This window comes from Microcoleus sp. F4-D5, from assembly GCF_036704885.1.
Classification (GTDB): Bacteria; Cyanobacteriota; Cyanobacteriia; order Cyanobacteriales; family Microcoleaceae; genus Microcoleus.
Map to the genome: position 1 here is coordinate 131,677 of NZ_JAUBSX010000003.1, position 13,899 is coordinate 145,575.

The 13,899-nt window shown below is 46.3% G+C and carries 13 protein-coding genes; 5 read left to right on the forward strand and 8 right to left on the reverse strand.

Annotation, left to right across the window (positions count from 1 at the left end; translation table 11 throughout):
• The first annotated feature begins 192 nt into the window (after positions 1-192).
• A complete protein-coding gene (locus QUA80_RS02745) occupies positions 193-1,386 on the forward strand; it encodes an AAA family ATPase (RefSeq protein WP_333421190.1) in 1,194 nt (397 codons plus the stop codon).
• The gene (locus tag QUA80_RS02750; protein ID WP_333421192.1) at positions 1,379-2,101 is read left to right on the forward strand and encodes a hypothetical protein; all 723 of its coding nucleotides are present in this window, start codon (positions 1,379-1,381) and stop codon (positions 2,099-2,101) included. The genes QUA80_RS02745 and QUA80_RS02750 overlap by 8 nt, the downstream gene beginning before the upstream one ends.
• 204 nt (positions 2,102-2,305) lie before the next feature.
• On the opposite strand, the gene QUA80_RS02755 is transcribed toward QUA80_RS02750, so the two are convergent.
• From QUA80_RS02755 to QUA80_RS02770, 4 genes are all read right to left on the reverse strand, one after another.
• Positions 2,306-2,836 carry an adenylate kinase gene (locus QUA80_RS02755; protein WP_333421194.1) on the reverse strand — a complete coding sequence of 177 codons (531 nt, stop codon included), beginning with the start codon at positions 2,834-2,836 and terminating at the stop codon, positions 2,306-2,308.
• A 171-nt stretch (positions 2,837-3,007) separates the two neighbouring features.
• Complete coding sequence (locus QUA80_RS02760) at positions 3,008-4,318, reverse strand: CAP domain-containing protein (RefSeq protein ID WP_333421196.1); 1,311 nt, start codon at positions 4,316-4,318, stop codon at positions 3,008-3,010.
• A 511-nt stretch (positions 4,319-4,829) separates the two neighbouring features.
• Complete coding sequence (gene nblB / locus QUA80_RS02765; RefSeq protein WP_333421198.1) at positions 4,830-5,504, reverse strand: phycobilisome degradation protein NblB; 675 nt, start codon at positions 5,502-5,504, stop codon at positions 4,830-4,832.
• Positions 5,505-5,648: 144 nt separating this feature from the next.
• A complete protein-coding gene (locus QUA80_RS02770; RefSeq protein WP_333421201.1) occupies positions 5,649-6,110 on the reverse strand; it encodes a CBS domain-containing protein in 462 nt (153 codons plus the stop codon).
• Positions 6,111-6,355: 245 nt separating this feature from the next.
• Between QUA80_RS02770 and QUA80_RS02775 the strand changes: the two genes are divergently transcribed.
• The 3 genes from QUA80_RS02775 to QUA80_RS02785 all read left to right on the forward strand — a co-directional run bounded on the left by QUA80_RS02775 (position 6,356) and on the right by QUA80_RS02785 (position 9,393).
• The gene (locus QUA80_RS02775; protein WP_333234604.1) at positions 6,356-6,682 is read left to right on the forward strand and encodes a (2Fe-2S) ferredoxin domain-containing protein; all 327 of its coding nucleotides are present in this window, start codon (positions 6,356-6,358) and stop codon (positions 6,680-6,682) included.
• A gap of 109 nt (positions 6,683-6,791) precedes the next feature.
• Positions 6,792-8,279, forward strand: a complete 1,488-nt coding sequence (gene dacB, locus QUA80_RS02780; RefSeq protein WP_333421202.1) for a D-alanyl-D-alanine carboxypeptidase/D-alanyl-D-alanine endopeptidase — start codon at positions 6,792-6,794, stop codon at positions 8,277-8,279.
• A 217-nt stretch (positions 8,280-8,496) separates the two neighbouring features.
• Positions 8,497-9,393 (forward strand): alpha/beta hydrolase, encoded by an 897-nt coding sequence (locus QUA80_RS02785; protein ID WP_333421204.1) that lies wholly within the window; start codon positions 8,497-8,499, stop codon positions 9,391-9,393.
• A 642-nt stretch (positions 9,394-10,035) separates the two neighbouring features.
• On the opposite strand, the gene QUA80_RS02790 is transcribed toward QUA80_RS02785, so the two are convergent.
• The 4 genes from QUA80_RS02790 to QUA80_RS02805 all read right to left on the reverse strand — a co-directional run bounded on the left by QUA80_RS02790 (position 10,036) and on the right by QUA80_RS02805 (position 13,701).
• Positions 10,036-10,260: a response regulator transcription factor gene (locus tag QUA80_RS02790; protein ID WP_083888111.1), complete on the reverse strand. Its 225-nt coding sequence runs from the start codon at positions 10,258-10,260 to the stop codon at positions 10,036-10,038.
• A gap of 29 nt (positions 10,261-10,289) precedes the next feature.
• A complete protein-coding gene (locus tag QUA80_RS02795; protein WP_333421206.1) occupies positions 10,290-10,763 on the reverse strand; it encodes a Coq4 family protein in 474 nt (157 codons plus the stop codon).
• A gap of 727 nt (positions 10,764-11,490) precedes the next feature.
• The gene (locus QUA80_RS02800) at positions 11,491-11,682 is read right to left on the reverse strand and encodes a hypothetical protein (RefSeq protein ID WP_333421208.1); all 192 of its coding nucleotides are present in this window, start codon (positions 11,680-11,682) and stop codon (positions 11,491-11,493) included.
• Between the two features lie 534 nt (positions 11,683-12,216).
• Positions 12,217-13,701 (reverse strand): NarK family nitrate/nitrite MFS transporter, encoded by a 1,485-nt coding sequence (locus tag QUA80_RS02805; RefSeq protein WP_333421210.1) that lies wholly within the window; start codon positions 13,699-13,701, stop codon positions 12,217-12,219.
• Positions 13,702-13,899: the final 198 nt, after the last annotated feature.

Sequence of the window (13,899 nt, forward strand, 5' to 3'; positions counted from 1 at the left end):
TTGAGATTTTAGGTGTGAGTCATCTAAATCCTGGTTATTAACCTCCTTTATGATGTAGCAAGTTTATTTCTTCCCCTCAGACCCTCTCTGTCATTTCTATCGCTATCTGGAGGGCTTGAATATGCTCACTCAATCTGAAAGCCTGATTAAAAACACCAAAATAGCTATCAAAAATCTGTTATTTGGATTGGTATGAGCAAAATCCGCAAGGTAGATATTCGAGGCTTCAAATCCATATACTCAACAACGATCGAACTAGGTAGAGTCAATTGCTTCATCGGAGCCAATGGAGCAGGCAAAAGCAACCTGCTGGAAGCCCTTGGTGTCTTGGGGGCAGCAGCTAATGGGGTCGTGGATGATGAAAGCTTATTGCGTCGTGGCGTGCGGGCTGGATTGCCACGCCTGTACAAAAGCTCCTTTGCCACCGAACGCACCCCCGCTCACATCGCCATTGAGGTGGCCGGTGAAAGCAACGAATACTATGGTGTTTCCTTGCTCAATCCCCTCGATTCCCCCGAACCCGCTTGGTCTTACAAAACCGAAGTCCTCAGTGACGGAGAAAGGGAGATCGTTTCGGCTGGTATTCGTAGCAAGAAAAACCTCAACAAGAAGGCTGGGCTGGCTGCATTGACACTGGTAGACCTAGAACCAACCAATCCCGCTGCCCAGTTAATGCAGCGCCTCCAAGAGTTTGCGATTTATTGTCCCAACACGCCCACCCTACGCGGCATCGTACCCGATCAACAATCCCGTGCGCCCGTCGGTTTGAGTGGCGGACAAATCGCTGAGGGTTTTGCCGCTTTACGCAAGCACTTAGACAATGGGGAAGAAGAGAGTACCGACATCCTAGAGCAGGTGCTAGAACTGATCGACTGGGTAGCAGATATCCAGACTACCAGCCACGGGACTACCCTATTGTCGCCCAAAGTGCCACGCACTATGCTACTCCTGAAATTTACCGATCGCTTCATGAACCAAAACCGTAACGAGCTAACCGCTTACGATGCCAGTGAAGGAGCACTTTATGTGATTTTTACCGCCCTGCTCTGTCTGCTACCCCAAGCTCCCCATCTGCTGGCGCTCGATAACCTAGACCAAGCTCTCAACCCCCGCTTACTGGTGCGACTCATCTCCCGCCTATCCGGTTGGCTCCACTTCAACGATCGCGATCGGCAACTGCTATTTACAGCGCACAACCCCGCCGCCCTAGATGGGCTAGACTTATCCGATCCTGAAATTCGCCTATTCGTCGTGGAACGCAATAGCAATGGACAAACCTGCGTGCGTCGCCTAGAAGTAACCGCCGAACTGACAAGCCTCAATCAACAATACCCCCTATCTCGTCTGTGGCTGATGGGACATCTGGGAGGCGTGCCCAATGTCTGATTTACGTATTGCCCTAGTAGCCGAGGGACCGACGGACTATGAAGTAATTCAAGCAGCCCTCAAATCCGTGCTAGCCAAGCCCTTTACGATGGTACAACTGCAACCAGAACCTACTCAAGGTTTTATGGGGACAGGTTGGTGCGGTGTACTCAAATGGTGCCAAGCGGCGCATCAGCGCCATCAGCTACATCATGGTTCAATAGATACCGATCCCACTCTGGTGGGCTTTGATTTAATCATCATCCATTTGGATGTTGATGTGGCGAGCCAGCAATATGGTGACTGCGGCGAAGCGGTAGCAGCCATCGCCCAAAATAGTAACTGGGGAAGTCTCCCCTGCAAGCAGCCCTGCCCGCCAGTATCTGATACAGCAGACTTCCTAGGTGTAGTGATTAAAAGCTGGTTGGGACAGGTAACACCAGGCGATCGAACATTATTTTGTCTACCTGCCCAGTCTTCAGGTACTTGGTTAGCTGCTGCTGTTCTGGATTCATCTCACCCATTGCTGGCTAACGCCGAGTGCGAGCTCAACCTAGAGTCGAGACTAGAGCAACTCCCCAAGGCTCTACGCATCAAGAAAACAAGAAGGGAGTACAGTTTTCATGCTCCACATATTACGCAAAAATGGTTACAGGTCAAGCAAATCTGTACTCAGGCAGAAGATTTTGAGCATCTTGTTTTAGCAACAATCAAGTCCGTGCAGCAGAAAAGTTGACAAAAATACTTGAGGTCTGTTGTGAGTTACTTGGCTACCGGAAGCCTGCTCAAATCAACCTCTGATATCAATTCCGGCAGTCAGGCCGGAATGATATCAAATCCGCGCTTCATCCTCGGGCGTAAAGTCGAATCCGGAGGCCAACAAATAATTCGCGCAATTTTCATTTTTTTAACTCCTCCTTCAACAGTCATCAGTCAAGAGTCAAGAGTCAACTGTCATTTGCGATATCGATTCCAAAAATTGTGCAATCTCTTCTGCGGATCTGATGTGATAAACACTTTTGGTATTTTGAGCGCGATCGACATACTCGCGATATCTGGGAGTCAAATACTTGTGACACAACCAAAGAACGCGGTAACTATTAATTGAACTCTTCAAGATCGGACTCTTTTCCGGCCAGCCTTCTGGCGGCATAAAGCTACCTGTGATTAGTCGTTTAGTCACCCACCAGAAATGCACGTATAAGGGCAGATCCACAAAAACCAGACTATCCGCCTCGTTGAGTCGAATCCAGACGGTTTCCATACAACCAAACCCGTCTATAATCCATCGGTCAGTAGCCAAAATTTTCTCATGGATATGCTTATATTCTTCATGTGGAACCTCAGCGCCTCCAGATTGATATTGAATTTTATCCAAGGGGTAAAGTGGCAAACCAGTGATTTCTGATAATCTCTTGCTGAGAGTTGATTTACCGCCTCCAGTGTTGCCAAACACCGCTACTTTTTTCATAGTTACCCTTCTTAGTAATCATGCAGTTTGTAGCAAGATTTTGGAGAATTGCTATAACAACTGAAGTAGTAGGGTGCGTCAGCTTCGACAATCTGGGCTACCCATCCAATCCCTACCAACTGACGCACCTTACAAGCTGCATAAGTGAAATTTTACACTACCGATTCCCCGTTACCCATTCACAAAAATGCTCGATGTAAGCTGACTTTGACTTGCACCTTGCACTATTCCCAAATAATTACTGCCAGACTTAATCGCCGTAGAAGCGATGCTTGCACCTCCATCCAACTGCAAACTCACAGCTTCAAAAGTCAAGTTTGCAAATCCGATACCGTCAGTCAAACCAATTTTATCCCCAGCCCCAAAATCGACGATTACATCCGCACCAATTAAAGTAGCCGAAGCAGACAAACCTCCTGCCAAGATAAACGTATCATTTCCGCCGCCGCCGGTCAGAATATCTTGACCGCGATCGCCCGCCAACAAATCGTCACCGTTACCGCCAATCAAGACATCATCTTCTTTGCCACCGCGAATAGTATCGTTACCGTCTCCTCCGATTAGTCGATCGTTATCGTTGTTGCCGCTGATAAAATCATTGCCAACACCGCCATCAATTAAATCCGATTCTTTGCCGCCCGATAAGCTGTCATTGCCTCCTGCGCCATTAATTGTATCCGCACCTTGCATTCCATTAATGCTATCAGCACCTTCTCCCCCGCTGATATTATCTTTGCCGGAAAGGGCAAAAATTGGCAATCCCGCAGCATTTGTCGGTATTTGAGTATCGGCACTATCTGATAGGAAATAATTGCCGCCGCTGGCTGTATTTTGAGGTGCTGTCGTCGGGCTGCCGTCCCCTGTAGCATTGGGTATTGGTGAAATAATCGATACCAATGTGTTGGGAGTTGGTGTGGGAGTTGGTGCGGGAGTTGGTGTGGGAGTTGGTGTGGGAGTTGGTGTCGGTGCGGGATTGACGCTACCGTCAAGAGAAGTCGCAAAAACTTGCGTCCAATAGTGATTCCAATTTTCTGTGCCAGTATCGTCGGCTAAGAAATAGTAACCGATGCCAATTTCTTTGAGATTTGGGTTGAGAATGTTAGTGCGATGACCGCTGCTGTTCATCCACGATGATACAACTTGTTCGGGTGTAGAAGATCCCGCAGCGATGTTTTCTGCCGCCGCTGAGAATTTATAGCCCGTTGCAGTAATCCGGGTTCCGGGTGATGAACCATCTTTTCCGGTGTGATCGAAAAAGTCTTGCACTGCCATGTTTTGGGTGTGAGTTTGCGCCGCATTTAGTAACTGAGTATTTAAGGTTAGCGGGGATAAACTCAATTTGCCGCGTTCGATGTTGGTAAGTTCTAAAACTCTATAAATAAAGTTTTGATTGGTTGGAGTTGGTGCGACTTGAGAGGCCGATCGCTCTCCTGTTAAAATGTCAGAGGACTGATAACCGGAATTTTGTAGTTGTTCAAGCATGGGGACGATCAAGAGTTTTAACAGTTGTTTTTGCTGGTAGATGACTTACCCTCTTAACGATAGTTTCCCCGATCGCTAGCGGGATGGGTACAATTTAATAATTGTCTTAGTCCCTGCCGCTGCTTTATCTATTTTGATTATAGCTGTTCTCAAAGTGCGGATGTCAAGATGCCGGCTCTGGTTGGGAAAGAGAAGAGTGCGATCGACTTTGAGGAGAGTTTTCAGAGAGTTCGCGATCGCCTGTGACCTCAATACAATTTTAGATTTTAGATTTTAGATTTTAGATTTTTCCTGATTAGTAAGGTTTGGGCTACGCACCCAGCCCGCTGGCTGGCTAGAAACCCGGTTTCTAGGAGTTTTGCAGACAAAAACGAGCAATATAGGAAGAAACCGGGTTTCTGAATTCTGCGTGCGATCGCGAACAGAGTTTTTAGTAGAATCTTCACCAAAAATTCTAAATAAATTCAAAATTCACAACCGCGCAGGCTTGTTCGCGATCGCCAAAACAATCTCAAGATTTCAAACTATTTTCTTGTCCGACTTTAGCCTCCTGAGCAACTTGTTCAACCTCATCTTTGGCGAGAATTTCCAAAGCCGCCTCTGCTTCTGTACCGCCCAGCCGCCCTAGAGCTTGGGCGACTCTGTAACGAACCTGCCAATCTGCATTAGAAGCGTAGGGAAGCAGCAGCGGCAGCGCCCGCCGATCTCCCAATTCACCTAATGCGCTGATGGCAATGGTTTGGATCAATTCGTTTTCAGAACTCAGGGCATTTTCTAACATCGGAAAGGCTTTGGGATCTCCCATTTCTCCCAAAGCCGCGACGATGCTCAGTTGCACCAGCCATTCAGAGGTACTGCTATAAACTTGCTGCAAATCTTCTAAAGCATCGGTTAATTTCAATGCGCCCAAAGCATCGGCTGCTGCTGCTTGCACGTCGGGTTCGGGGTCGTTGTGCAGGCTGTGGAGCAGTACCTCTAAAGCATTCGGCAGATTCTGCGTGCCGAGGGTTGATATCTGGCTGACTGCTGCGTAGCGAACGCGGACGTTTTTGTCGCCGATCGCAGTTTGAATCAGTTTATAGGCAATCGCGGGTTCTAGTTGCCGCAGTTGGTTGACTGCTCGCAGTCTTTCGCCAAAATCCTCGGAATTCAGCAATTGTTCGACAGACTCAGGGGTAATGCTCATCGGATTTTAGATTTTAGATTTTAGATTTTAGATTTGGTAATTGGTAATTGCCAAAAGCGAGGGAGATTTAAGGAGCGATTCCCTACGGGATAGCTTCGCTTCACGACTCATTTTCTGATACAGTCCTGGAACTGCAACCGTTAATTAAGATTCTGCAGCCATCGATCTGATAATATCTCCCCTAGTGAGGATGCCGATTACTTTGCCTGCAGAATCGACCACAGGCAATCGGTGGATGCTGCGATCGTGCATCAGTTTGGCAGCTTCTGGGACAGATTTGTCGGGCCCGATGGTAACTGGCTCTCTACTCATCGCTTCTCCTACTGTTTGTCCTAAAGCCTTGTGAAGTTCTCGCTCGTAACGAGAGGGATTTTCCAAATAAATGACGCTATCGAGCACCATGATATAAGCGGGCGGAGTTACGCCGCTTTCGCGCCACATCAAGTCGGTTTCGGAGATGACTCCTACCAACAAGTCATTCTCATCTACGACGGGAAGACCGCTAATGCGTCGATCGGCTAAAATTTTAATCGCTTCGTTCAAGGGCATTTCGGGTCGCGCCAAAATCGGCTCGCGGCTCATTATATCGGCTACTGTTTTTGGCATGATTAGCGGTTGATTGAGTTGTTTCTCTAAATCGATCATATAGGGAAAGCGCGGCACAGACTGAAGAAAGGCAGCTCTGCTGAAGGGATTCGTTAGAAGGTAGAAGCAAGGAAAAATTTTGAGTGCCAGAATTTTTGCTGTTTTTTTCGATCGCACTGTAAAATTCTGCCCTTTCTCTCCCTCCGGCGGGCGATCGGGCTGACAAGATTGTTAAGATATCTTAAAGAGCGGATAAATCCTTAGCAATGCCAGAATCTCCAACCTCAGAACCAGACTCCCAACCAGAACCGCGCTGTGTATTGGTTTGCCAGTATCAATCTTGCCTGAAAAACGGTTCAGCAGCAGTGCTAGCTGCTTTTGAAGCTCAACAAGTTGCAGGGGTAACAGTTGAGGCCAGTAGCTGTCAGGGACAGTGCAACACTGGCCCGACTGTACGAGTTACCCCTGACGAAATTTGGTATTGTCGAGTTAAACCGAGTGATGTACCGTTGATTGTGGAACAGCACCTCAAAGGGGGAAAACCTGTAGAGGCGCTGTTCAATCCGAGAATTCATGCGCGTTATTATTATTAAATTTGACTTGACTCCGTTACACTTCCAAGCTCTCGCGCATCTAATTTTAATAATTATTGTTAAGGAACTTGCGCTCATCAACCCGGTTTGTACGATCGATCTCTAATATATGTACGACTTGAGAATCAAAGGAATTGCGCTTAGTTTGTTAGTGCTAGTTCTGGGGCGCCCCTCGGCGGTTGCTGCTCAAACGTCGGGGGTTGCTGGGGATATTTGTCCTGCGGAATTGGGGGCGCAAGTAGATGCGATCGTCAACCGTCCCGAATTTAGCCGATCGCGCTGGGGCATTTTGATTCAACCTCTATCTTCTACTGCTACTCTCTACAGCCGCGACGCCCAAAAATATTTTATTCCCGCATCAAATGCCAAGCTGCTAACCACAGCCGCTGCTTTGCAGAAACTCGGTGCAGGTTTTCGGATTAAGACATCGGTTTACAGCGGCGAAAATGGAAGTTTGTACGTTGCCGGCAGGGGAGATCCGAGCATTGCTGAGCCTCAGTTGAAATCCTTGGCGCAGCAGTTGAAGCAGCGGGGAATCAGTCAAGTTAACGAGTTGATTGGCGATGACAGCTATTTTCAAGGCCGTGCAGTCAATCCGAATTGGGAATGGGAAGACGCGCAAGCTGGCTACGGAGCGCCGATTAACAGTTTAATTTTCAATCAAAACGCGATCGAACTTCTCTTGTCCCCGCAGGAGCTCGGGCAACCTCTGAAAGTTACTTTTGCCGAACCAAAGCTGGCAAATCAGTGGCAAATTCAGAACAATTCACTAACAGTCGCCCAAAACGAATCTGAGTTTATTGAAGTTGGCCGGGAGTTCGATCGACCTGCAATTCGAGTTAGCGGACAGTTGAAAGTTGGTGCAGAATCAGAACCAGCTTATGTCGCCGTTGTCAACCCCGCTAATAATTTTTTGCAGCATTTTCAGCAAGTTCTGGCGGCGGAGGGAATTCCTGTCAAACAGGCTGTCGTTGCATCTGCTTCTGGGAATTTCAATCAAGAATTAGCGACTGTTGAATCGCCTGCGGTGGCGGAATTGGTGAAAGAAACTAATCGAGAAAGCAACAATCTTTATGCAGAAGTTTTATTGAGGTTGCTGGGAAAAGTTACAGACAAAATGCCCCTGCCGCAAACACTCACAGCCAAGATGCCTGTGCCACAAGAGGATACAGGTGAAATCGGTTTGAAAGAGTTAAAGACAGTTTTAACTCAATTAGGAGTAAACCCAAACAGCTACATATTAGCCGACGGTTCCGGCTTGTCTCGCCACAATTTAATTAGTCCAGAAGCCTTGGTGCAAACTTTGAGATTTATGGCAAACTCACCTGCTGCATCTATTTACCGCCAGTCACTGCCGATCGCTGGCGAGAACGGTACTTTGAAAAATCGATTAAATATTACACCAAACCGCGTAACTTTGCAAGCGAAAACAGGAACTTTGAGCGGAGTTTCGGCGCTGTCGGGATATATCGAAGTTCCGAATTACGAGCCTCTGGTGTTTAGCATTATCGTAAATCAATCAGACCTATCGGCTGCAAAAATGCGATCGGCAACTGACGAAATTGTGCTATTATTGAATCGCCTGCGCCGCTGTTAAAACAACAAATTTAAGGTGAGAAAGTTAAGATTAGTAATGACACCTAAAAAACAGGACGCCGAAAAACCCTACAAGTTTTAAGTTTAATTAGATAGCAGCGGCGGGACTCGAAAAGCAGCTACAATAAAAGCAGAAACATTAAAACCATTGGGCAGTTTCAGCCTGCTACCAGTCGGCGGGTTCTGTACTTCCCCAAAATAAGTCTAACTTTCCAACTATGAATTCTTTCGATTCCGAACGGCAACACATCTTTGTCGAGACCAACAACATCCGCCTGCACTGCGTTTCTCAAGGAGAAGGCGAACTCGTTCTCCTCCTGCACGGGTTTCCAGAGTTTTGGTACTCTTGGCGCCATCAAATCCCTGCTTTAGCCCGTCATTTCAAGGTTGTGGTGCCGGATTTGCGCGGCTACAACGATTCCGACAAGCCGGCCAGCGGCTACGATTTAGATACGCTGAGCGCCGATATTCGCGGTTTGATTGCCAGCTTGGGCTATGCAAAAGCTCACGTTGTCGGTCACGATTGCGGAGGTGCGATCGCGTGGAATTTAGCTCAAAAATTCCCCGAAAAACTCAACCGCTTGGCTATTTTAAACGCTCCCCACCCGCAGCGATTCGTGCAGGAAATGGCGAGCAACTTAGATCAAATCCGCCGCAGTTGGCACATTTTGGCTTTTCAGGTTCCCGGCATCCCCGAATGGTTGATCCGGCAAAATTTGAAAGATTTTGTGCAAAGTATTTTGCAGGGACAAGCTATTCGCAAAGGAGCTTTTAGCGCTGAAGAAACTAAGATTTATCAGACTGCTTTAGAAAAGCCGGGAGTATTAGCGGCTGCGATGAATTATTACCAGCAGATGTTTCACCCGCAGCGGCTTTGGAATTGGGGACAGAAATTAGAACCCGTGACAGTTCCTACTTTGGTGCTTTGGGGAGAAGAAGATTCGTTTTTGAGCCACAAACTTATAGAAGGTTTAGATCGATTAATTACGGCTCCGTTTAAGTTGAAATTAGTTCCTAACTGCGGTCACTGGATTCAGCAGGAAGCGCCGCAAACGGTGAATCGAGAATTGCTGAGTTTTCTGAGAAATTCTTCTCCTTCTTTGGCTTTGGCATAGAAAAAAATTAACCTGAACTTCCCTCAGCAAAAATACTTACAAAGACTCAAAAGTATCAGAGCGCAAAGGTTTCAATTGTTGAGTAAAACTTTGTGTACCCATGTAGATGATTGATACCTGTTTGCGATCGGTCATGATATTGAATCTACAACAATTGAGCGCGAGATCCTGCGTCAGCTATTGCCGATCGATGGCTACAAATTTTTAGCTCAACATTTGTATCATTTCTTGAGTAAGAGTTTTAGGACTGTTAATAAATTTGTATGGGGGAAGTTTAGATTAACGCTTGCAAATAAGAACGGGTTTTCCGGCCCCTTCCACAAGAAGATTGAATTTTTGTGGAAGGGACCGGAAAGCCCGTTCTCGATGTCTGAGAAATTCTACTGTTTCATATCAACTCCAGTAGCGTCGGAATTAATAGTATCCACAGTCAGGACACCGCGAGTGCCTGCGTCCCCACAATTAATCGGGGTAGGGACACTCTTCCACTCGCGGTGTCCTCGATCATTCAGATGCTACCGGAAACGATATCAGTCGTGGACGCACGCTTTCCCAAAAAACCCGGTTTCTCGCTGTCACGTTCGAGCGTATATGACCAAATGGCCTGAATCAACCGCGTTGTTGCGTCCAGGACTGTGTTGGTTAATCCCAGAGCAAATTTTCTTGGATCAGCAGTGCAATCATCGCCGTTCTGGAACAAACACCGAGTTTGATAAAAATCCGCCTCACGTAAGTAGCAACCGTCCAGTGACTGATATTTAAATTTTTGGCAATACATTTATTTGGCAGACCTTGGGCTACTAATTGCGCGATCGCTCTTTCCCGTGGACTCAGGCTAATTTCCGGTTTGTAACTTGTGCTTTGCATATTTTTGCAATGAGGTAATGAGTTAAAATCTAATCAGTTAAGGGTTGAATTCTGAGTTTTTCTCGAACTTCAGATAAAGGAGTTTCCCAATCAGATGCAACGTCCCAATTAATTAACCGAGTGGCGAATTTTCCGTGTTTTAAGCCTTTGATAATTTGTCCGATCGCGCATTTGCCGCCGATCAGTCCAACTAACACTAAAATCGCACAAGAAGGACGAAATACTTGAGCGCTAGTAAACGCTTGAAGTACCAATTCATCTTCTGTTGAAGCCGAAAGACCTGTCAGAACGTGCCAAACGTCGTGGTTTCGCTGAATCCAGTCTCCCGATGCGATCGGCTCAAAGCCTTGTTCGTCTAGAAATCGCGCCACTTCGCACCCTAATGTTCCTGCTGGCAGTTGGCGCAATTTTGCCAAGTCTATTTCAAGATGTCGATCGCTCTCAATTTGAGGATTAATTGTTTGAGCCATCTTTAATATAACTTCTAATTGACGGTCAGCCATAATTTATTTTACCTTAAGCAAAAACTTGATTTTACTCATAATTTAATTTGCGTGCCTTAAAGTTCATTCGCGCTCTAGACCAACTTGATTTTTTGAGCTAGTTAGCTCAGAAATTCGTCTTTTCTATTCGAGGAATCTGCTTTCAGGAACCTTTGCATTTCTTTACAAACAGCCTGAGATGTGAAATTTGCCCACTTTAACGATCGCCCTAGTGTTGCTAACACCAACTTCGCCGTCGCGCCACTACTCCGTAAACTCCACAGTATTGAAAGGTGATTCCAGCTCCTTACTTACGTATATAAATTTATTTTGCTAGGAATTATTAGCACTTGCAATGAGTCAGAAGTGAGACCGTGTAGGTTTATTGATACGGGTGCTTCCCAGTGAAAAGAGTTGAAGGGAGCTGAAGTAGGGTGAAGTTTTGCAGAGTTGATACCGTCAATGGATCTCAAGAACAGGCTTTCCGGCGCGTTCGACAAAAATTAAATTTTGTTGTGGGCTGGACACTCTCAGCCCGCCCGCGGTGTCGATCAAAGGAATGACACTCGATCGAGCGACTGGCAAGTATTTTCACCAATAGCTATAAATAAAGTATGAATTTATACCCTGTGTGGCTATGAAAAAACATGATATCTGGTTGTCTGCAGCAGTTTTGTCTTTATTTTGGTGGGGTGCTGCTAGCGCTACTACTTATATTAGTGCCACGGGTAAAACTTCGTTAAACCTATCAGAAGAAGGTAATAATCCCCGAGGGTTTTATTAGACAAAAGTAGGCGATCGCAAATTTATAGGCGATATTAAAATCAACCGTTCTGAAGGCGCGGCCGCCTCTTACCACTACAAGGGAACTTTCCAAAATCGGGCGATCGCGCCTGGCAGAAAAATTGTTTGTTCTGGGGATATCGCCATTGTCAGGCATGAAGTTGGAACGAGCGGCTAATTGGGAGTAAAAGTTACTTGGAAGCTGAAGAGAGGAGAAAATTGTCCCTCCATCCAGACATTTCAAAAGAATTTAGTTGAGCCTTTACCGCGTGCTAATGCTAGCGGCGACTATACTTCTAAAAATGCTAATACTTGGCTGACATAAACTGCTGGCTTAGCAACTTTGCCATTGTGGCGAATCACGTCGCGGGATGGAAAACTCAACTGTCGCCAGATCCCAAACGGAGCAATTAAACAAGTTTACAGCGCGAATAAAGATAGAATTTTCGGTTAACTCAGGGCAAGAAATGCAATGACAATTGAGAAATGTCAACCCTGGCTCCTGATAACAAATGGCTGTTATTTGCGTGCTAATTCTCAATACGTTCAGCCAGTCTCTATGCCACAGTAAGTGACAAAAGTGATAAATAAACTGCTGCTCATCTCAAAGCCCTAGTTCTTCAATAAACAAGTCAGGCTTCTGGGTGTTCTGTTTTTTTTAAGTTGTTCTACTTAAAACCTGATTTGCCATTTAGTGGCCCAGCAGCATAGCTTCTTCTGCCAAATCTTTGCTTGCAATAACCTTCGGCTCCTTCAGGATAAAAACACAAAGGAAGCACACAATTACAGCAGCAATTCCGAGTACCTCAAAGAAGCTGCGGTTGCCTGCCACTGTTTGGGGCAGAAAGCTATAAAGGGTGGCATAAATTACAGAACCGACACTGCCGTAAGCACCGATATTTCCGGCAATTTGACCAGTTACTTCTCGTTTAATTAAGGAGGCGATGCCAAAAGTTGCGCCTGCGGCGGCGAAGACAAAGAAGGCACATAACATGGTCACGATAATCACAATTGCTAAATGCCAGTTTGCCGTAATTTGGCTCATAATTAAATACCCCAATCCTACTCCGCCGATCGTCACTGTCAGCGTCCACTTGCGGCTGCCGATTTTATCAGAAATTAATCCTCCGGCTGGACGGCTGACCAAGTTCATCAGCGGATATGTAGCAGCTATCGGCCCGGCGATCGCATGATTTAGATTGAAAGTGTGTTCAAAAAATTCCGGTAACATCGAAACCACAGCGAGCTCTGAACCAAAGCTGACTGCATAAGCTAATTCTAATACGAATACTTGACTGATTTTATAGCGTTCTTGAGGAGGGTAATGTTTTTTGCCGGTGACAACTTCTCGGTTAACTTCCCAGGCTTTGTAAGCCTGAATTAAATAGAGTGCTGTCAAACTAATCCAAATAGCGTACATCACATTTGCAGTCAGAAAATTTGCTTTCTGCAAGCGCCACACAATCAAAGCTAAGGCACCAAATAGAGGAATATTGGTCATCGACAGTGCCCAAAAGCTTTTGGCGCTGGTGACTTCCATTGCGCCGTTGCGGGTCGGGCGCTGATAGACTTTGCCGGGAGGAGTGTCTTGAACGTTGCAGTAAAAAATGACTCCGAAAACTGCTGTGGCAATCCCGGTAAGGGCGATCGCCAGCCGCCAATTTGTGTGTCCGACTGAGAGAAAAGCTGTTCCTGCCGCGATCGCGGGTAACGCTGCTTCTGCAGCAAAAGAGCCAAAGTTGCCCCAGCCGCCATAGATACCTTGAGCGAAGCCGATATCTTTTGGGGGAAACCATTCGGCAACTAAGCGAATACCAACCACGAATCCAGCGCCGACAATTCCCATTGCCAAACGGCTCAAAACCAACTGATTAAAGTTTTGGGCAAAGGCGAATGCCAGTGTCGGAAATGCTGCATATACCAGGAGTGAAGAGAAGGTGATGCGAGGCCCGAAGCGATCGAGCAACATCCCGATAATAATACGTGCAGGAATTGCGAAAGCTAGGTTGGACAGACTGATGATTCTGGCTTGCCCAACTGTCAGTCCCAAATCGTGCTGCACCGTTGTGCTGAATGGTGCGTAGTTGAACCACACTACGAAAGTTAAGAAAAAAGCAAACCAACTCAGGTTCAGAATCCGAAAAGGCCCTCTGAACGATAAAAGCCCTTGAAGCATATATAACTTGTCCTAATAAATAATACAGATTATTAATTTAGAGTTGACTTTCTAACTGTTTGGGGTAACGGTTTTTTTACGATCGCGCTTTGATGTTGCGTTCCAATTCAAGTGGATGTCCAGAGGAAAAATTGTATACAAAGTTACTGTTTGCGCTCAAAAACCCAACTGGCGCATGGAATTAATGCAGATCGTGCA